This is a genomic window from Limosilactobacillus mucosae (genome assembly GCF_046939755.1).
GTDB classification, from domain to species: Bacteria; Bacillota; Bacilli; order Lactobacillales; family Lactobacillaceae; genus Limosilactobacillus; species Limosilactobacillus mucosae_A.
This window is the reverse complement of the sequence record NZ_JBKZAY010000017.1, coordinates 14,230-33,786: the sequence shown is the minus strand read 5'-3', so window position 1 is coordinate 33,786 and position 19,557 is coordinate 14,230. Positions and strand designations below refer to the sequence as shown.

The window sequence follows — 19,557 nt, the reverse complement described above, 5'->3', positions numbered from 1 at the left end:
AAATCAGCATAGGTGGTCTATGATTGTTTATGCTGATAAAGACTAGGTAAAATAATTTTTGCTCTTATAATTGATGAAAATACGAGGTGAATTTTCGTGCGACAAGTAACGAAGTATCAAGGCAAAAAGGTATTAGTATTGGGGTTTGGAATCAGTGGCATTAATGCCGCACATCTGTTGGTCAAACTGGGAGCCAAGGTGGTCGCCAATGATCAAAAAACGCCTGATGATCCGGCGGTCGTAGCTGATCTTAAGGCAGACGGTATTGAAGTGATTACGGGTGAAAATCCTTTATGGCTGGCTGATGAGGACTTTGCCGTCGTCGTCAAAAATCCTGGTATCCCTTATGATGTGCCGCTGGTTCAAAAATTTATGGCCAAAAAAACGCCGATCATTACTGAAGCTGAACTAGCCAGCGAGATTTTTGCGGGTCATCTGATCGCTGTTACGGGCAGCAATGGAAAGACTACGACCACGACCTTGATTGAAAAAATGATTGCCAAGAGCAATCCGCACCAGACCGCTTATGCTGGCAACATTGGCGTGTCATTCAGCAAGACCGCTGAAAAGATGGGAGCTGATGATACGATCGTTGCTGAGCTGTCCAGTTTCCAGCTGCTGGGAGCACCAACGATTCACCCACATATTGCCGTTATTACCAATATTTTTGCCAATCACCTCGACTATCATAAAAATCGGGAAAACTATATCAATGCTAAGCTCAACATCACGCGCAACCAAACCAAGGATGACTACCTGATCATCAACTGGGATCGCGATGAATGGCAGGCAATTGCTCGGCGCTCCAATGCAACGATTATTCCTTTTTCACGGCTTAACAAGAGCCATGCGGGAGCCTATGAGCAAGATGGCATGATTTATTGGCGGGATGAAGCAATTATGGCAGCTAAGGATATTCGCCTGATTGGACCGCAAAATGTTGAAAATGCACTGGCAGCAATTGCCGCTGCTAAGCTGAGTGGTGTTTCTAATGCGGATATCGTTGCCGTACTGACAACTTTTTCTGGGGTACGTCACCGTCTGCAGTATGTAATGGACTATCAAGGGCGGCGTTTCTATAACGATTCCAAGTCGACGGATATCGAAGCCACTGAAGTTGCACTGCAGGGCTTTGAGCAGCCGGTGATTCTGCTTGCTGGTGGCTTGGATCGTGGCTATACGTTTGAGCGTCTGGTACCATATTTCAAGAAACATGTTAAGGCAATTATCGTCTTTGGTGAATGCAAGCAGCAGATGAAGGATGCCGCTGAACAGGCCGGCATTGCCAAAATCGTTGAAGCCGAAAATGCCGTTACGGCGGTTCCAGAAGCTTGGAAACTTAGCGAGCCGGGTGACGTCATCTTACTTTCGCCAGCCAACGCCAGCTGGGATCAGTTCCCAAGTTTTGAAGTACGCGGCGACGAATTCATCAAGGCGGTTGAAGAACTGACTGGACAAAAGGAGCAGAACTAATGAGAATCATCGTATCCGGTGGCGGTACCGGTGGCCATATCTATCCTGCATTGGCGTTGATTGAGCGTCTAAAGCAAGTGGAGCCAGATACACAGGTCTTATATGTCGGTACTGATCGCGGTCTGGAAAATAAAATCGTTCCAGCAGCAGGACTTGAACTAAAGGTTTTGCATACGCAAGGCTTTAAGCGTTCATTGTCTTTGGAAAACTTTAAGACGGCATATTTATTTTTGAAAGCCGTTCACGATGCCAAAAAAATTATTAAGAAATTTAAGCCGGACGTGGTTTTAGGAACGGGCGGCTATGTCAGTGGCGCCGTTTTGTACGCGGCAGCCAAACTGCACGTGCCAACGGTTATCCATGAACAAAATAGTGTTGTGGGTATTACCAATAAATTTTTAAGCCATTACGTTGATGAAATTGCCATTGCCTTTGATGCTGCCAAAGATCAGTTTCCAGCAGCCAAGGTTACGATGTGTGGCAATCCACGTGCGCAGCAGGCAGCTGCTAATGCAGATTCTGATTTTTCCTGGACCAGCTATGGATTAAGCGATGATAAGCCGGTTCTGATGATTTTTGGGGGAAGCCAAGGAGCACCTAAGATCAATGCCAGTGTTGTCCAGGCCATTCCCGAATTCAGCAAACGCGATTATCAGGTCGTTTTTGCCACAGGTCAAAAGCGCTACGATCAGGTTAAAGAGGCGCTCAAAGACGTTAAGGTCGGGTCAAACATCAAGATCGTTCCTTATATTGAAGACATGCCGGCTAAAATGCCTAAAGTTGCCTGCTTGGTCTCAAGAGCTGGTGCAACCACGATTGCTGAGATTACGGCGCTGGGTATTCCAACGATTTTGATTCCCAGTCCTTACGTAACGGCTAACCACCAAGTTAAAAATGCCATGGCACTGGTTAAAAACGGTGCCGCAGCCATGATTACCGAAGATCAGCTTGATGGTCGCTCACTGCTGGTACAAGCTGATCGTCTGATGGAAGATCAAGCTGCTCGTGATCAGATGGCACAGGCTTCAAAAAAGATGGGGCGTCCAGATGCAGCTGATCGCTTGATTAAGATTCTGCATAAGGCGATTGCTGATCACCAAAAATAAAGGGGGAAAAACATGAAAAGCGACGAAGAACGAAATCAAGAGCATCAGCGATATGCACGACGTTTGGCAAAATTAGAAGCGCAGAGCGCCGCGGCTTTTGATCGTCGTCGTCGCTATCAAAAACAAGGCATTGGGAGTCGTGTCGTGGGCATCAAACGTGCACAGCGCGTTGATAACTCACGGCGTGTACTCAGTATCTTGATTCCTTTTTTAATTATTATGCTGCTCGCGTTGTATATCGTTTCTCCTTTAAGCAAGATTAAAAGCATCCAAGTAACTGGTAATCAGGATCTGTCAGCCACTAACGTAGAATCAGCTACCCAGATTAAAAAGGGAGCGTTGATCTGGCGAGTCTTGATTCAGCAAAAAAAGCTTGAACGGACGGCCAAAAAAGCCAATCCCCAAGTTAAATCACTCAAAGTCAGCCTAACTGGACCGCAGTCGATCAGAATCAAGGTTGCTGAATATCCAATTATTGGTGTTATTGAGCATAATGGAATCAATCAGCTGCTGATTGGCAATGGCCGATTAACGCCGGTCAAGAATCGCTCAATCTCCAATTTTGTCCGCTATGCCGGTTTTGAGCATCATAAAAAGATCATGCAGCAGACGGCTCGTCAGATTGGTCAGCTTCCCCCCGCAATCCGGGATGGCATCTCAGAAGTAACCTTTGCACCAACGACATCAGATGCTAAGCGCTTGCGTATCTATATGAATGATGGCAATGAGATTTTGGTTCGTTCTGATAATCTTAATCAAAAAATGCGCTATTATCCTTCCATTGCCTCTAAAATGAAGGCAAACGGCGTAGTTGATCTGCAATATGGGGCTTTCTCGTACTCATATGGCGCCCAAGATGAGTAGGTTCATTGATCAAGCGCCAAATAAACATGGTTTGGACCTTTTTTGTATCGTATTAAGTGTGGTAAAATTTAGTACAGTTTATGGCTACAATCTGAATCCGGGTTGAATTTTAGAAAACAGGAGGGTTCCAAGCAGATGGAAAATTCACAAGTCTACGTAGGCTTAGATATCGGAACCACTTTAATTAAAGTATTGGTATGCGAAAACGTAAAAGGACAATTAAAAGTCGTAGGCACTGGCGTTCAACCATCTGCTGGGCTGAATCGTGGCGTGATCGTCGATATTGACAAAACAGCGCAGGCAATTTCAAAAGCAGTTGCTGAAGCTGCGGCCAAGTCAGGTATTGACATCAAAAAGGTCGTCGTTGCTCTACCAGCCAACTATCTGCAAATGGGTCACGTTCATGGCATGATTACGATCGCCAGTCAAGGTCAGTCGCGTGAGATCGTCAATCAAGACGTAATCGATGTTGCTCAGTCAACGCTGACGCAGAATCTGCCACCCGAACGCGAGATCATTGACCTGGTTCCGCAAGAATTTACGGTCGATGGCTTTAAGGGAATTAAAGATCCGCGGGGAATGGTTGGCGTTCGCTTGGAATTGGCAGCTACCCTTTATACCGGTCCAAAGACGATCGTTCACAACACTAAGAAGGCTGTTGAACAAGCTGGACTGCAGATTCAAGATCTGGTTGTCTCGCCGATTGCCACTGGCTTTAACCTTCTCAACGATGGCGAGCAGGACTTTGGCACGCTGGTTGTCGACATGGGTGGTGGTCAGACTACGGCTAGCATCATTCATGATCATCAGCTGAAATTTGTCTATGTTGATCCTGAAGGTGGTCAATTGGTAACGCGCGATATCTCGACGGTGTTAAACACCTCGATGCGCAATGCCGAGCGCCTAAAGCGGGATCATGGCTATGCCGATAGTCGCATGGCTGATGAGAGCGTGCAGTTGGCAGTCGATGTCGTTGGCCAAAATCAGCCAGTCGAATATTCAGAAAAATATCTGGCAGAAATTATCGAGGCGCGGATTCGGCAGATTTTCCAACGTATCAGTAATCGTTTAAAAGAGGTGCATGCGCCTAATCTGCCTGGCGGCGTGATTTTACTTGGCGGGGTGACGGCCTTGCCTGGTGTGGTCGAATTGGCCAAAGAATACTTTACGACCAATGTGAAGACTTTTGTTCCCGAACAGATGGGAGTTCGGCATCCTGGCTTTGCGCTGGCAATTGCCTTGGGAATGTACGAGGATCACCTAAATGATATCGATCGTCTGCTGAAGCAAACAGTTCAGCAAGGTGCCTTGATTATGAGCCCTCATCAATCCGAGCAGCCACGCAAGCTGGAAACGGCTCGCAGCTACTATCAACAGTCATATCAAAAAACGACGATGCCTGATGCCTCGTCAGAACCTCAGCAAGCAAAAGAAGAGCCAATGACGCCAGAAAAGCCTGTCAAAAAGCCTAAGAGCAAGGGTGGCTTTAAGCGCTTCTTTGAGAACTTCTTTGACTAATTAGACTAACTTTTAAAGTGACGGAGGAACCAACGAATGGACAATGTAACTAATGAAACTGACCAAATGCAATTAGAAGGTGCGAAGATCAAGGTTATCGGTGTCGGCGGCGGTGGCGGCAACGCAGTTAATCAAATGATCAACGATAAAGTGTCCGGCGTTGATTTTATCGTTGCCAACACTGACCTGCAGGCACTGGATGCCTCACATGCACAAACCAAGATTCAATTAGGCCCCAAGCTGACCAAAGGACTGGGTGCCGGCTCTAATCCGGAAGTCGGCTCCAAGGCTGCTCAAGAAAGCGAGTCTGAAATTTCAAAAGCCCTTGAAGGTGCTGATATGGTATTCGTAACTGCCGGCATGGGTGGTGGTACCGGGACTGGTGCTGCTCCAGTCGTCGCCAAGATTGCCAAGGACTCTGGTGCGCTGACGGTTGGTGTCGTTACGCGTCCGTTTACCTTTGAAGGTCAGCGTCGTGCTAAATTGGCCAGTGAAGGACTTGAAAAATTAAAACAAAACGTTGATACGCTGATTGTTGTTGCCAATAATCGACTGTTGGAAATGATCGACAAGAAGACGCCGATGATGGAAGCCTTTAAAGAAGCTGATAACGTTTTGCGCCAAGGTGTAGAAGGGATTTCCGATCTGATTACCAATCCTGGCTACATTAACCTGGACTTTGCCGACATTCGCCATACGATGGAAAACCAGGGCTCTGCATTGATGGGAATTGGTTCTTCGACAGGCGAAAATCGGGCTGCCGAGGCCACGAAGAAGGCTATTTCTTCACCGCTGCTTGAAGTATCAATTGATGGTGCCGAACACGTCTTGATGAACATTACTGGTGGCAAGAATCTGTCAATGTTTGAGGCTCAAGAAGCTTCTAACGTCATTAGTCAAGCCGCCAATACCAATGTTGACATTGCCTTTGGGATGGCTATGGATGACACGCTTGGCGATGAAGTTCGTGTAACGGTTATTGCTACTGGAATCGATAAAGCCAAGCAGCAGCGCCAACAAGCAGCCGCTGTTCGCCCAGTAAGCACGCCAGCTGCCAGTGAGCAGCGCGCTGCCCGTGTCGAACCAGAGACCAAGCCGGTTGAAAGCAAGCCTACTGAACAATCTGCCGAAGAACGTCCAGCTGAAAATCAACGGAGTGAGCGAGCAGCTTCTCAAGATCCATTTGCTGGTTGGGATGATCCAACCGCTGGCACCCATTTAACCGATACGCGTGAACAAAATGATGAATTTAATCACGTCAAAAAGCCAGAATTTAATGTCTTTCATGGGGATGTTGCCGCATCTGACGACCAAGACGATGATAATCTGACGATGCCGCCATTCTTTAAGAATCGTCGTCATGATTAATTAGTGATTTGGGGGAGCTAATAAAGGCGCTCCCTTTTGCTGTATCTTCAGCTCAGAATTATTAAAGGAGGAGCAAAAATGGCTAATTTTTTAAATAATTTTTTTGGAATCGGCTCCGAATCGGAAACAGAAAGTTATGAACCACAGCCAGTTGCACCAACAACTCCGATTGCACCTGCCAATAATAAGGTAGTGCCAATTGACCGTGCGCACTCCACGGCCAAGAGCGCGCCTGCTGAAAACGGTAAAATTACGCTGTTTGAGCCGCGGTTGTATGGTGAGGCCAAGGAAATCGTTGATGAGCTGCTGAGTCATCATGCCGTTATCGTTAATTTCACTCAAATGGACAACAAGGCCGCCAATAAGGTTGTTGACTTTTTAAATGGAGCCATCTATGCGATTGATGGTGAAATTAAACGGATTGGTGAGCAGATCTTTTTGTGTGTGCCACGAGACGTTGATGTTGCTGGCAAGCTGGCTGGTGATTTTAATTCAAATAACAGTGAACGACTTTAAGGAGAAATATGGTTGCTTATCTTGCATGGCTGATTAATAAAATTATTGATGCCTACATTTTACTGATTGTTGTCTGGTGTCTTTTAACCTGGTTTCCGGGTGCAATGCAGAGCCGTTTAGGCGAATTAATCACTAAGCTGGTTCAGCCTTATCTGAGCTTTTTTGACGAACACATTCCGCCACTGGGAGGAATCAGTTTTGCGCCGGTGGTGGCCGTATTCGTGCTTTATCTGGTGCAGTATGGCATTATTATGCTGACCAGAATGATAGGCTATTAGGAGCAGGAAAATGACGGATGAAGAAAACATTAAGCAGCATTTTCGTCCTGATGAAGCGCCTTTGATTGCTAAGGTTGAGGACTGGCTGAATATGGCTGCTGATCAGTACCGGCCGATTTTGACTGATTTTTTGAATCCGCGCCAGGTCTATATCGCTCAAACACTGACCAATCGTCGTGATGATGTTAAAATGCGGGCCAATGGTGGCTGGGCGCATGCCGAGATGCAGCGGGTCTTGTTTTATCCCAGCTATTATGAGCCGCAGCTGGCTGATTTTGAACTGCGGCTGATTGAAATCGACTATCCAACTAAATTTACCGAGCTGCATCATCGGCAGATCTTGGGGACATTGATTGGCACTGGCTTGGCGCGCTCCTCATTTGGCGATGTGCTCAATGAGGGAATGCGCTGGCAGGTGGTGGCCAGTTGTGGTCTAACCGACTATCTGCGGCAGCAGGTTGGTCAAATTGGCAAGATCCACGTTAAAATGAAGCCAGTCGAACCGGAAATGATCGTGACGCCGCAAGAAGATTGGGAAGCCATGACTGATACGGTTTCATCGATGCGTCTGGATGCTGTGATTGCGGCCGGCTTTAACTATTCACGCAACCGTGCCAAGCAGCTGATTGAACATGGCGACGCGCGAGTAAACTGGGAGACTGAGACGCGTCCCGATTACCCGTTGGTTGCTCATGATCTGCTTTCGGTGCGGCATGCAGGCCGAATTCGAATTGATGAGATTCAAGGAACTACAAGAAAAAATAAGATTCGCGTCGCCATGTCAGTGGTGCATGCTTAGTTTGGAGGAAAAGCAAATGACGTTAACCGTTGAAGAAATCAGCAAAAAGCAGTTTGACAATAAAATGCGGGGATATAATCCCAGCGAGGTCAATGACTTTCTGCGTCAGGTGGCTAGTGAATTTCAGTCACTGCAGGCTAAGAATCATGAACTAACGGAAACCATTAAGGCTAATGAAGAAAAACTGAAATACTTCACGGACTTAAAGGATTCCTTAAACAAGTCGATCTTGGTTGCTCAAGAAGCTGCTGACAAGGTTAAGAACAATGCCAAGCGCGAAGCTGAAATTATGATTCGGGAAGCCCAAAAACAGGCAACCGATATCGTTTCAGAAGCCAATGCCAAGGCAAATCAGGTTGTTGAAAACAGTGCCGATGAAACACGGAAACTGACTACAGAAACCAATGATCTTAAAAAACAGACGCGGATTTTCAGACAGCGGCTGCAAGTAATGCTGGAATCACAGCTGGAAGTCGTTAAGAGCAAGGATTGGGATGAGCTGCTGGCTAATGATGATCTGAGCAGATATGACGAAATTCAAAAGATTTTGGGAAGCAGTCTTGACAATCATTCGACAAACAGTGTAGAATCACAAGCAATTGATCAACCAGCTGCTGAAGAGTCGCAGGAAAGTCAAGCACCAAAGCAGGATCAAAAAGCTTCTGCCAAGCCAGTTGCTAAAAACGATGGTGAAACGGTTGTTATCTTTCCTGACAGCACAGCACACTAGTTGATATATAATCGCGAACAAACTGTTGAGGAGAACCACGCCCCCAGTGTCGTATTTCAGCGAGCCAACAAGTGGTGAGAGGTTGGCAATTAAGGCCTGGGTAGCTATCATCTCTGAACGTCAATGCGAACTCAGTAGCATTGGCCGGCCCATTGCCGTTACCAAATGACTTAAGGAATCAGACAACTGATTTGAACTTGGGTGGTACCACGAAAACGCTTCGTCCCATTGCGGATGGAGCGTTTTGTCGTTTGGACGCGATTTTTAAGTTTAGAGAATTGACAAGGAGGAATTCGCAGATGCGGGTCAAAGACACTTTGAACATCGGCAAGACTAAGTTCCCTATGCGTGGACGCTTGCCGGAAACCGAAGCACAACGCGAAAAACTGTGGGAAGACAACAAAGTCTACGAACAGCGGCAAAAATTGAATCAGGGCAAGCCAACTTTCATTCTTCACGATGGCCCTCCATACGCTAATGGGAACATTCACATTGGCCATGCCATGAACAAGATTTCAAAAGACTTCATCGTTCGCTACAAGTCAATGGCTGGCTTTCGGGCTCCATACGTACCAGGCTGGGATACGCACGGCCTGCCAATTGAGCATCAGCTGACCAAGATGGGCTATGATCGCAAGCAGATGAGCACGACTGAATTTCGGGATTTGTGCCGCAAGTTTGCTTTGGAACAAGTTGACAAGCAGCGGACCGACTTTAAGCGGCTGGGAGTTTCGGGTGAATGGGACAATCCATACCTGACGCTGGCTAAAGAGTTCGAAGCACAGCAGATCAAAGTCTTTGGTGCTTTTGCCAAGAAGGGGCTGTTATATCAAGCCAAAAAGCCAGTCTATTGGTCATGGTCGTCTGAATCAGCATTGGCAGAAGCCGAAGTTGAATATCATGATGTAGTAGCCAAGACGGCTTACTTCTGTGAACAGGTCATTGATGGCAAGGGACGCTTGGACAACGATACCTATCTGGTTGGCTGGACGACTACGCCTTGGACGATTCCAGCTTCTGAAGCCGTTGCCGTCAACCCTAAGATTATCTATGCCGTGGTTAAGCCAGCCAATGATGATCGCAAGTTCGTAATTGCCGATGAGCTGGTTGCCAAGTGTGCAGAAAAGTTCGGCTGGGACGAATATGAAATCGTTGATCGGCTGTCTGGTCAGGACATGGATCGCATGACCAGCAAGCACCCATACAACGACAAGGAAATGCTGGTCGTCAACGGGGATCATGTTACGCTTGAAGCGGGGACAGGGCTGGTTCATACTGCGCCTGGCTATGGTGATGATGACTACCAAGTAGGTAAGAAGTATGGCCTGCCAATCTTTGCGCCAATGAACGATCAAGGTGTCTTGACTGCTGAAAATGGTCCTGAGTTTGATGGCGTCTTCTACCAAGATGCAGATGACATTTCGTTGGATCTTTTGAAGCAGCATAACGCGCTTTTGAAGCAGGAACCGCTGAAGCACAGCTATCCATTTGACTGGCGGACCAAAAAGCCAATCGTCTTCCGAGCTACTGATCAATGGTTCGTCTCGATTGACAAGATGCGCGATGAAATCTTGAATGCCGTTGATGAAGTTAAGTACTACCCAAGTTGGGGCAAGGTTCGACTGCACAACATGCTCAAGGATCGTGGCGACTGGGTTATCTCGCGTCAACGGGTCTGGGGCGTACCATTGCCAATCTTCTATGCTGAAGACGGTACGCCAATCATGACTGAGGAAACGATCAACCATGTTTCCGACCTGTTCCGTGAATATGGCTCCAACGTTTGGTTTGAACGCGATGCCAAAGACCTGCTGCCAGAAGGCTTTACCAGCGAACATTCACCACATGGTCAGTTTAAGAAAGAAACCGACATCATGGACGTTTGGTTCGACTCTGGCTCCAGTCACCAAGGCGTTTTGGCTGAGCGTGACTACCTGACTTATCCATGCGACATGTATCTGGAAGGTTCCGACCAATACCGAGGTTGGTTCAACTCCAGTCTGATCTGCAGCGTCGTGCTTTCTGGTCATGCCCCATACAAGTCCATCGTGTCGCAAGGCTTTACGCTGGACAAAGATGGCAAGAAGATGTCCAAATCGATCGGTAACGTTATCGATCCAAACAAGGTCGTTAAGCAGATGGGGGCCGAAATTATCCGTCTTTGGGTAATGAGTGCCGATACTTCAGCTGATGTGCGGGTCTCAATGGATACGTTCAAGCAGATCTCAGATGCCTACCGGAAGCTGCGCAATACTTTCCGCTTCCTTTTGGCCAACACGGCTGACTTTGACGCCAACGATGACACGGTTTCCTATGAAAAGCTGGAAAGCGTTGACCAATACATGGTCGTTAAGCTGAACCGCTTCTTAAAGGAAATGCGCGATCTGTTTGATGAATATGACTTTATGACGGCTTACAAGAAGCTGATCAACTTTGTCAACAACGATCTGTCAGCATTCTACATGAACGTAGCCAAGGACGTCTTGTACGTCGAAGCCAAGGATTCTCATGCGCGTCGTTCAATGCAGACGGTCTTTTACGACATTTTGGTAACGCTGGTTAAGCTGCTGACGCCAATTCTGCCACACACGACCGAAGAAGTTTGGGAATACATGGATGAACCAGAAGAATTCGTTCAACTGACTGAAATTCCTGAACCACGGACCTACGCCAATGAAGAAGACCTGCTGAGCAAGTGGGACGACTTTATGGAGATTCGCTCTCATGTTTTGAAGGCCTTGGAAGAAGCACGTGATGCTAAACTGATTGGTAAGTCACTGGAAGCTCAGGCTGATCTGTACCTGACTGACAGCCAAAAAGCCCTCTTAGACAGCATGAATGCAGATGCCGGTCTGCTGTTCGGGGTTTCGGCACTGCACGTTCATGATGTAGACCAAGCGCCAGCAGATGCTGAGAAGTTCAATGATAACGTTGCCGTTAAGGTTGCCGTAGCTGATGGCGAGACTTGCCAACGTTGCCGGATGGTCAAAGAAGACGTTGGCAGCGATCCCGCCTACCCAATGCTTTGTGCGCGCTGTGCAAAGCTGGTGCGGGAAAACTTCCCTGAAACGGTTGCCACTGGCTTGGAAAAATAATCTTAAGCGAACCTTTATTGACCCATTAAAGACAAGGCTCAATAAACGGTGTAAAATGTATCAAGCAGCATTTAACTGTTTGATGCATTTTTATTTTGCAGTGAAATGGCAGGTGAAAAAATTGCTAAAAGGACGCGTGAAAAATTTTGATGCCCAAAAAGGCTGGGGCTTTATCGAGGTTGAAAACGAGCCAGACGTCTTTGTTCACTTTAATGGTATTGAAGGCAGCGGCCACCGTGAATTAAAGCCCGGACAGCAGGTTTCCTTAGTCGTCGTACAGGGAAGAAAAGGGCCCCAAGCCGCTCATGTTCGACCATTGGATAGTTTTTAGAAATGGGGGACGACAATGGATCTAGAAGAAAAAACGATTGATCGGCAGACGGTCTTCAAAGGCCATGTAGTCGATGTTGAGCTTCAGCACGTTAAAACGCCGCAGGGAAATACTGCCACGCGCGAAATCGTTCGTCATGCTCCTGCAATCGCTTTGTTGGTAATTGATGATGATCAGAAGATGATTTTAGAAAAGCAGTGGCGAGCCCCAGTGCAGAATATTACCTGGGAAATTCCGGCCGGCAAGCTGGATGAGCGTGATCAAGGCGATGCAAGACACGCAGCAGTTCGTGAGCTGAACGAGGAAACGCGCCTTAAAGCCGATGAATTGACCAAGATTACTTCATTTTACAGTTCCGTTGGCTTTTGCGATGAATTCTTGACGCTTTATCTAGCTAAAGGCCTTAAACCAGTTGAACATGCCCTGCCGCAGGATCAAGATGAAGATATTAAGCTCTATCGCTTCAGTCTTGATGAGGCCTTACAGATGATTGCCAATGGCGAAATTCAAGACTCCAAGACGATCGTAGCGGTTTATTATTGGCAGGCTCAGACAATGGCTCAGAAATTAAAGGATAATAATGAAAAATCAGCAGATTGATCCAGAAAAGATGACGCGTCAGCAGTACCGTGAATGGCAAAAACAGCAGCACCAGGAGAACACTGAACCGCCACTTGATAATATCAGTGAGCCAGAGCCGCTGCAGCCGCGTCAAACGGTAAAAAAGGCTCAGGCGCAGCTGTTGGCTGAAGAAAAGACCGCTCGCTTGAAGCGCCGACTAAATTGGGCAATTCTAGGACTTAGTCTGGCGATTATCATCGTCTATCTAATTTTGTTTTTTGTAGGTTGATGGAAGGAAGATTTTAATGAAGTTTGGAATTATTTGTGCGATGCAAGAGGAGATCAAGGAACTAAAAGCAGCTCTAAAAAATGGTCAGACCAAGACGCTGGGCGATAAAGAGTACTTTGCCGGTCAGATTGATGGTCAAGACGTCGTACTGGTTGAATCTGGAATTGGCAAGGTTGAGGCTGCGATTACAGCGGAGCATTTGGCAGTAGACTTTGCCGTTGATGTCATTATCAACTCTGGTTCGGCTGGCGGCATTGGCGAAGGCCTGCATGTTGGTGATGTGGTGGTTTCTTCAGAGACAGCTTACCATGATGTCGATGCGACTGCGTTTGGCTATGAATACGGCCAGTTGCCACAAAAAACGCCTCGTTTTAAAGCCTCGCAGCAATGGGGCAGTGCCTTGATGACAGCAGGGGAAAAGACTGGCTTGAACGTCAAGCGTGGTCTGATCGTTTCAGGTGATCAATTTGTTGCCAGTCAAGCTGCGATTGCCAAGATCAAGCAGCACTTCCCAGATGCTCTGTCTGCTGAAATGGAAGGTGCTGCCGTGGGACAGGTAGCCTGCGACCATAAGCTTCCCTACGTAGTCGTGCGGGCAATGTCTGATACTGGTGATGAAAAAGCCGGCGTCTCGTTTGATGAGTTTATTATCGATGCCGGTAAGCGCTCAGCTAAGATGCTTTTGCAGCTGTTTAGCGATTTAAACGCTTAGGAGGGATAGGATGGCTGAATTTGTTTCTAAGCTAAAGCTTCCTGGTGATACTGACACATATTCAATCAGTCCGGAAATAAAAAAATATACACTGCTTGATTTAGGGTTCGAACAGTCGGCGCGGGGGGTCTACACCTACTTGGGCAGCCTGGATCGGCAAAATCCGTTCAAACCGGTTGCTCGTTTGAAGATTCGCATCAATCCCGAAATGACGGGCTTTAAAATGGAAACCGTCAATACTAATGGCTTTCGTGAAGTCAATATTTTTAAGCATCCCCGCGCTGATGAATTGACGACGCAGTATCATTTTATTTTGAATGAAATGGTGGAGCGGCATATCTTTGATCGGCAATAATGTTTTTTACTGGTCAAACCGGGCGTGTCTTTGTTACAATGAAAAGCACTGTGAACACGCGACCTTCACTCGTAGATTGTTCCAGAATCTATTGAAAATGATGGTGATAAAATGACAGACAACTCTAAGACTCGCGTTGTCGTTGGCATGAGTGGCGGCGTTGACTCCTCAGTCACGGCGCTTTTGCTGAAACGGCAAGGCTATGATGTCGTGGGCGTCTTTATGAAGAATTGGGATGACACTGATGAAAACGGCGTCTGTACCGCAACCGAGGACTATAAGGACGTAGCTAAGGTTGCCACGCAGATTGGAATTCCATATTATTCGGTAAACTTTGAAAAGGAATATTGGGACCGGGTCTTTAAGTATTTCATTGCAGAATACAAAAAGGGCCGTACGCCTAATCCCGACGTCATCTGCAACAAAGAGATCAAATTCAAGGCTTTTATAGAATATGCCCATCAGTTGGGTGCCGAGTACGTTGCAACTGGTCACTATGCTGATTTGAAAGCAGACGCTGATGGCAATATGCATTTGATGCGGGCTGCCGATCCTCATAAAGATCAGACCTATTTCTTGAGTCAGTTGGATCATGCTCAGTTGGATCACGTTTTGTTCCCGTTGGCTGGCTACACCAAAAAGCAGGTGCGTGAGATTGCCAAGGAAGCAGGGCTGGCGGTTGCTGATAAAAAAGACTCGGTAGGAATCTGCTTTATCGGGGAAGATGGGCATTTCCGTGAATTTTTGAGCCAGTATCTGCCAGCACAGCCTGGCAATATGGAAACCGTTGATGGCAAGATAGTTGGGCAGCATGCCGGTCTGATGTACTACACGATTGGTCAGCGACGCGGCTTGGGTCTTGGCGGCAATAAGGAAAGTAATGAGCCTTGGTTTGTAATTGGCAAGGATATTACCAAAAACGTGCTTTACGTTGGTCAAGGCTATGAAAATGAGCATCTTTACGCTACCCATCTGGAAGCCAGCGACATTCACTGGGTTGATGACGTGGTCAGTCGCTATGGCCGTCATTTCCACTGTACGGCCAAGTTCCGCTATCGTCAGATCGATGAGGGCGTTACGGTAACGATCAGCGATGATGATCAGATGGTAACGGTCGAGTTTGATGAGCCGGCACGAGCAATTACGCCAGGTCAAGCCGTAGTTTTCTATGACGGTCAAGAATGCCTGGGCAGTGCAATTATCGATCGTGCCTACAATCATGATCATCAGCTTCAATACGTCTAATCAAGACTGTTTTTGACAAAGTCGCTTGCAGGCAACTGCGAGCGGCTTTTTGATATCATTGAGCATTTTAATGAATATCTTTATTTATATATTTATAATGATAAATATTAGTTATCTCCCAGTTATTTTTGGTATCATATAAGCAGACACATCAAAAAAGGCAGATATTTGGAAGAGAAAAATGACAAGGATCTATTTTATCAGACATGGTAAGACTCAGTGGAACCTCCAATCGCGCTATCAGGGTGCCCATGGTGATTCACCACTTTTAAAAAGCAGTTATCAAGAAATTGAGTTGTTAGCAAAATCATTAACTAACACCGTTTTTGCCCATGCTTATGCCAGTCCGCTTAGGCGAGCCCGCGTTACGGCAATGACGCTGCTTGATAATCTAGAGCAGACGGTGCCGTTTACGATTGACAGTCGGTTGCGCGAATTTGACTTGGGACTGATGGAGGGAATGCATTTCAGTGCCGTTGCTGAAAAGTGGCCCGCAGTTTTGGACAGTTTTCGGCATCATCCCGATCGCTATGATGCCTCGATCGTGCAAAGCGAGAGTTTTCCTGAGGTAATTACTCGGGTTGGTCAGGCTGTTAAAGAATACGCACGCTGCTATCCAGGTGATCAAAATCTACTGATCGTTTCCCATGGGGCCGCTTTAAATGCCGCCATCAATGGTTTGCTTGCAGTTCCAATGGCCCATCTAAAGGATCGCGGCGGACTTAGCAATACGTCGACTACTATTTTGAGAACCGATGATGCTGAGCATTTTGAATTGGAAAAATGGAACGATACCACCTATCTGCATAAAGAACATCTAGATCCGACTGATACGATTTAATGGGGTGAATAATATGAGCAACCAAGAAATCAATCGCGAAGAACAGAAAAAACAGACTCAGAAGCTGGTTCACCGCTTGGTAACGGCAATCGATGAAGAACCAGACAAATTCAACAATTACTATGACTTGGGCGCACTCTTGACGCGTCTCAACGACTTTGAACAGGCAGAAGAGCTGTTTATGAAGGCTTTGGGAATCTTTGAACAGAAAAACGATGCTAAAGCCGTCAATCTATTAAACTATGGCTTGGGTAACGTCTATTATTCAGTTGGTAAAATCAACGAAGCCATCAAGCAGTACAATAAGATTGATAATGCCAAGCTCAAGGCCGATGCCTATTTGATGCTCGCGCAAAGCTACATGAAGCAGAAAAACTATCAGCAGGCCGTAGCATACGGTTTGACGGCTCATGATCTGCGTCCGCAAGATCCTGAAATCAATCAGGCAATTGGGGATTCATTGTTGGCACTGGGCGAGTTTAAACAGGCCAAGAACTACTATGACCTGATCTTAAAGCGCCACCCAGGCCGTGCTGATACGCAGTTTAACCGGGGACTGGTGGCAATGGTCTTAGGCGAGCCTTATCAGGATTACTTGAACCAGTCACAGCAGCTTGATCCAGACTATTATGCACAAAGCGAAAAACGTATTTCAGATATTGAGCATTTTTTGCAAAAGCAATCTGGTCAAGATAAATGATTGCTGCTCAAAAAAAAAGCCGTCCGGCAGCAACGTCATTTATCGGCGTCCTGCGTCGGGCGGCTTTTGTTGCGCCGAACAGTTTTTATCAAGTCTTATACGTGCAGGTTTTGGAAGCACCGTTTGTCAAGAAGCAAGTTGAGATTACCGTGGTCGGACGCTTTGGCCAGCTAAAAGTCGGTCAGGCCTATCGCTTCATTGGCTACTGGCAGACGCGCGCCCGTTTTGGCAATCAGTTTCGTGCCGTCGACTACCAGGAAGTAAGGGAGGATTTGCATGGCCAAGAGTAAAAGCGCATCAGCTAAAGAGCGTCTGCGGGGGACGGTTAATTTTATCAAATTTGCTAAAGAAGAAGGACCCAGAGCTTTTCGGATCTGCGCAGTTGATGTAGAAGAGGCCAGTTTTCCCTGGTCAGAAATGGAGATTACAGTCAAGGGACCACTGGGAGACATAAAAAAACACCAAATGTATGAATTTACCGGGCGATTGGTCGACAATGCCAATTATGGCCGGCAATTTGAAGCGATCGGATGTCAGATTGCTTTGCCACAGTCAGAAGATGAGCTGACTGGGACCTTAAATCAGGCTGGAATTGCAGTTACGGAAGCAGCCGAGATCAGTCACCGTCTGTTTAAGAAATTTGGCAAAAAAGCAGTCGCGAAAACCGTTGCTGATCCCGAGCGATTGGAGAAAATCAAGATTGCCAATGAGGCTGATCGCAAGCTGGCTGCTGATTATTTCAATGCCCGTCATGATGAGCACCAAATGAATGATGAGCTCGTGGAATGGTTGGCCAAGCTCGGCTTTAAGGATCGTCTCAGTGAGCGGATCATTAATAAATACGGTGCCGATACAATGAAGATCATCAAGGAAAATCCCTATCAGCTGGTTTTGGATATCGATCGAATCGGTTTTGGTCGGGCGGATTTTGCCGCGGGGGTCTTGGGGCTTGCTCCTGATGACCCGCGGCGAATTGCGGCTGCTTTGTTGGAAGTCTTAAATCAAGAAACCATGAATCAAGGTGCTACTTATGTCAGTCAAAAAACACTGATCGCGCGTGCAATGGGTCAGCTGGGCAACATTTCAGATTCAGCGTTGTTTGAAAATGAGCTGGCTGAGCTGATTAAAACCCATCAACTGCAAGCCGAGGATGCTGAACATATTTATCCACGCTTCTTGTATAATTCTGAATGGCTGATTGCCGAACATCTGCACCGAATTTTATTTACTGAGACCAAGGTCGATGAAAAACGGGTTGATGAAGCCGTTCAGACTGCAGAAAAAACAGCGCGGATCGACTATGACGAGCAGCAGAAAAAAGCAATCAAAATGGCGCTTGAATCCAAGGTGCTTTTACTTACTGGAGGACCAGGGACGGGGAAGACGACCATTATTCGGGGAATCGTTAACAGCTTTGCTCAGCTGCATGGTGTCGATGATGAAGAAATCATTTTAGCGGCCCCAACTGGTCGAGCTGCCCAGCAAATGGCGGCAGCAACTAAGATGCCAGCCAGCACGATTCACCATCTGCTGGGGCTGACTGGACAAGAAACGCCATCTAAAATGACGGCCAGCCGTTTGAAAGGCAGTCTGCTGATCGTTGACGAGATGTCGATGGTTGACACGTTGCTGTTTAAGACTTTAATTGCCGCGATTCCTCAAACGATGCACGTGGTTTTGGTTGGTGATCAGGATCAATTGCCTTCAGTTGGTCCAGGCCAGGTTTTTCGGGACCTTTTAAGCTTTGCCAAACTGCCACAGGTTCGTCTGACACAGATTCACCGTCAGTCGGCTAAGTCAACGATCATTCCGCTGTCAAAAAGCATTAATGAAGGTCAGGTCCCAACAGATCTGTTTAAGCAAGCCTTGCCGGATCGCTCATTTATCCCAACCGATGCTCAAAATGCCGGCCGATTTATCGATCAGCTGATGGATTGGGGACTAAGCCAGCCGGGATGCGATCTAATGAATGTGCAGGTCTTGATCCCAATGCATAAGGGAATTGCTGGCATTGACCAACAAAACCGTAATCTGCAGGATCATTTGAATCCCGCTAGTCCTAATCGGCAGGAGGTAAAATTTGGCGAGACTGTTTTTCGTAAAGGCGATAAGGTAATTCAAACAGTCAATGATCCAAGCAACAACGTCTATAATGGTGATATGGGAATCATTGCCGCAATTGAAGGAGGCGACAATGCTCCGCAGACTAAATCAGCTAAAAAGCCGCTCAAAGTAACTGTCCGTTTTAACAATGACAATGAGGTTAGCTATAATCGCAAAGAGTTGGCCAATCTGCAGCTGGCGTACTGTGTAACGATTCATAAATCACAGGGGAGTCAGTTTAAAATGGTGATCTTATTGATGCTGGCCAACTACCGCTTGATGTATCAGCGTAATCTGCTCTATACGGGAGTCACACGGGCGACTGACTTCCTGCTGTTGCTTGGTCAGCCCGAAGCTTTTCAAGATTGTATCCAACAGCCGCCCCTGGCTCGGCATACGATGCTGCCTGACCGTCTGTTTAAGGTTTGGCAGCGTCCAGACTTTTATCAGGCACCTGAACCGGTCAGTGATGATGAAGGAATCAATTTGTTTGCCAACGTTCCTAAAGCAGAGGCAATTGATTTTTTAAAACATCATCGCCAAAATAGCGACTCTCAGGCCCAGTCACAGCCAACCGCACAGTTGCCTGATCGTCTGACTGCACAGCTGATTGAACAAGAGGCAATTGACCCGATGATTGGAATGCAAAACGTTACGCCTAACGATGATTAAA

General features: G+C 46.9%; 20 protein-coding genes. All 20 read left to right on the top strand.

Annotated features, from left to right (window positions below; translation table 11 throughout):
• Positions 1-96: 96 nt before the first annotated feature.
• The 20 genes from murD to ACLUWI_RS06750 all read left to right on the top strand — a co-directional run bounded on the left by murD (position 97) and on the right by ACLUWI_RS06750 (position 19,556).
• Positions 97-1,473, top strand: a complete 1,377-nt coding sequence (murD, locus tag ACLUWI_RS06845; protein WP_412146704.1) for a UDP-N-acetylmuramoyl-L-alanine--D-glutamate ligase — start codon at positions 97-99, stop codon at positions 1,471-1,473.
• Positions 1,473-2,579: an undecaprenyldiphospho-muramoylpentapeptide beta-N-acetylglucosaminyltransferase gene (murG, locus tag ACLUWI_RS06840; RefSeq protein ID WP_412146703.1), complete on the top strand. Its 1,107-nt coding sequence runs from the start codon at positions 1,473-1,475 to the stop codon at positions 2,577-2,579. The genes murD and murG overlap by 1 nt, the downstream gene beginning before the upstream one ends.
• 12 nt (positions 2,580-2,591) lie before the next feature.
• Positions 2,592-3,443, top strand: coding sequence for a cell division protein FtsQ/DivIB (locus tag ACLUWI_RS06835; RefSeq protein WP_412146702.1), 852 nt, complete (start codon positions 2,592-2,594; stop codon positions 3,441-3,443).
• 135 nt (positions 3,444-3,578) lie between these two features.
• On the top strand, positions 3,579-4,961 hold the full coding sequence (gene ftsA / locus ACLUWI_RS06830) for a cell division protein FtsA (RefSeq protein ID WP_412146701.1): 1,383 nt from the start codon (positions 3,579-3,581) through the stop codon (positions 4,959-4,961).
• Between the two features lie 36 nt (positions 4,962-4,997).
• Complete coding sequence (gene ftsZ, locus ACLUWI_RS06825; RefSeq protein ID WP_412146700.1) at positions 4,998-6,329, top strand: cell division protein FtsZ; 1,332 nt, start codon at positions 4,998-5,000, stop codon at positions 6,327-6,329.
• 78 nt (positions 6,330-6,407) lie between these two features.
• A complete protein-coding gene (locus tag ACLUWI_RS06820) occupies positions 6,408-6,845 on the top strand; it encodes a cell division protein SepF (RefSeq protein ID WP_412146699.1) in 438 nt (145 codons plus the stop codon).
• 8 nt (positions 6,846-6,853) lie between these two features.
• A complete protein-coding gene (locus ACLUWI_RS06815) occupies positions 6,854-7,123 on the top strand; it encodes a YggT family protein (protein WP_412146698.1) in 270 nt (89 codons plus the stop codon).
• A gap of 10 nt (positions 7,124-7,133) precedes the next feature.
• Entirely contained in the window at positions 7,134-7,922 is a 789-nt protein-coding gene (locus ACLUWI_RS06810) for an RNA-binding protein (RefSeq protein ID WP_412146697.1), read from the top strand.
• Positions 7,923-7,938: 16 nt separating this feature from the next.
• Complete coding sequence (locus tag ACLUWI_RS06805; RefSeq protein WP_412146696.1) at positions 7,939-8,652, top strand: DivIVA domain-containing protein; 714 nt, start codon at positions 7,939-7,941, stop codon at positions 8,650-8,652.
• A 299-nt stretch (positions 8,653-8,951) separates the two neighbouring features.
• Positions 8,952-11,747 carry an isoleucine--tRNA ligase gene (ileS, locus tag ACLUWI_RS06800; RefSeq protein ID WP_412146695.1) on the top strand — a complete coding sequence of 932 codons (2,796 nt, stop codon included), beginning with the start codon at positions 8,952-8,954 and terminating at the stop codon, positions 11,745-11,747.
• A gap of 121 nt (positions 11,748-11,868) precedes the next feature.
• Positions 11,869-12,078: a cold-shock protein gene (locus ACLUWI_RS06795; protein WP_412146694.1), complete on the top strand. Its 210-nt coding sequence runs from the start codon at positions 11,869-11,871 to the stop codon at positions 12,076-12,078.
• A gap of 15 nt (positions 12,079-12,093) precedes the next feature.
• Positions 12,094-12,678 carry an NUDIX hydrolase gene (locus tag ACLUWI_RS06790; RefSeq protein WP_412146693.1) on the top strand — a complete coding sequence of 195 codons (585 nt, stop codon included), beginning with the start codon at positions 12,094-12,096 and terminating at the stop codon, positions 12,676-12,678.
• Positions 12,659-12,928, top strand: coding sequence for a hypothetical protein (locus tag ACLUWI_RS06785; protein WP_412146692.1), 270 nt, complete (start codon positions 12,659-12,661; stop codon positions 12,926-12,928). The genes ACLUWI_RS06790 and ACLUWI_RS06785 overlap by 20 nt, the downstream gene beginning before the upstream one ends.
• A 16-nt stretch (positions 12,929-12,944) precedes the next feature.
• A complete protein-coding gene (locus tag ACLUWI_RS06780; RefSeq protein ID WP_412146691.1) occupies positions 12,945-13,640 on the top strand; it encodes a 5'-methylthioadenosine/adenosylhomocysteine nucleosidase in 696 nt (231 codons plus the stop codon).
• A gap of 10 nt (positions 13,641-13,650) precedes the next feature.
• Positions 13,651-13,995, top strand: coding sequence for a cysteine desulfurase (locus ACLUWI_RS06775; protein WP_006499714.1), 345 nt, complete (start codon positions 13,651-13,653; stop codon positions 13,993-13,995).
• 111 nt (positions 13,996-14,106) lie between these two features.
• Positions 14,107-15,240, top strand: a complete 1,134-nt coding sequence (mnmA, locus tag ACLUWI_RS06770) for a tRNA 2-thiouridine(34) synthase MnmA (protein ID WP_412146690.1) — start codon at positions 14,107-14,109, stop codon at positions 15,238-15,240.
• Positions 15,241-15,421: 181 nt separating this feature from the next.
• Complete coding sequence (locus tag ACLUWI_RS06765) at positions 15,422-16,081, top strand: histidine phosphatase family protein (protein WP_412146689.1); 660 nt, start codon at positions 15,422-15,424, stop codon at positions 16,079-16,081.
• Between the two features lie 13 nt (positions 16,082-16,094).
• On the top strand, positions 16,095-16,781 hold the full coding sequence (locus tag ACLUWI_RS06760; protein WP_412146688.1) for a tetratricopeptide repeat protein: 687 nt from the start codon (positions 16,095-16,097) through the stop codon (positions 16,779-16,781).
• A complete protein-coding gene (locus ACLUWI_RS06755; protein WP_412146687.1) occupies positions 16,778-17,071 on the top strand; it encodes a hypothetical protein in 294 nt (97 codons plus the stop codon). Before ACLUWI_RS06760 ends, ACLUWI_RS06755 begins: the two co-directional genes overlap by 4 nt.
• Entirely contained in the window at positions 17,058-19,556 is a 2,499-nt protein-coding gene (locus tag ACLUWI_RS06750) for an ATP-dependent RecD-like DNA helicase (RefSeq protein ID WP_412146686.1), read from the top strand. Before ACLUWI_RS06755 ends, ACLUWI_RS06750 begins: the two co-directional genes overlap by 14 nt.
• Position 19,557: the final 1 nt, after the last annotated feature.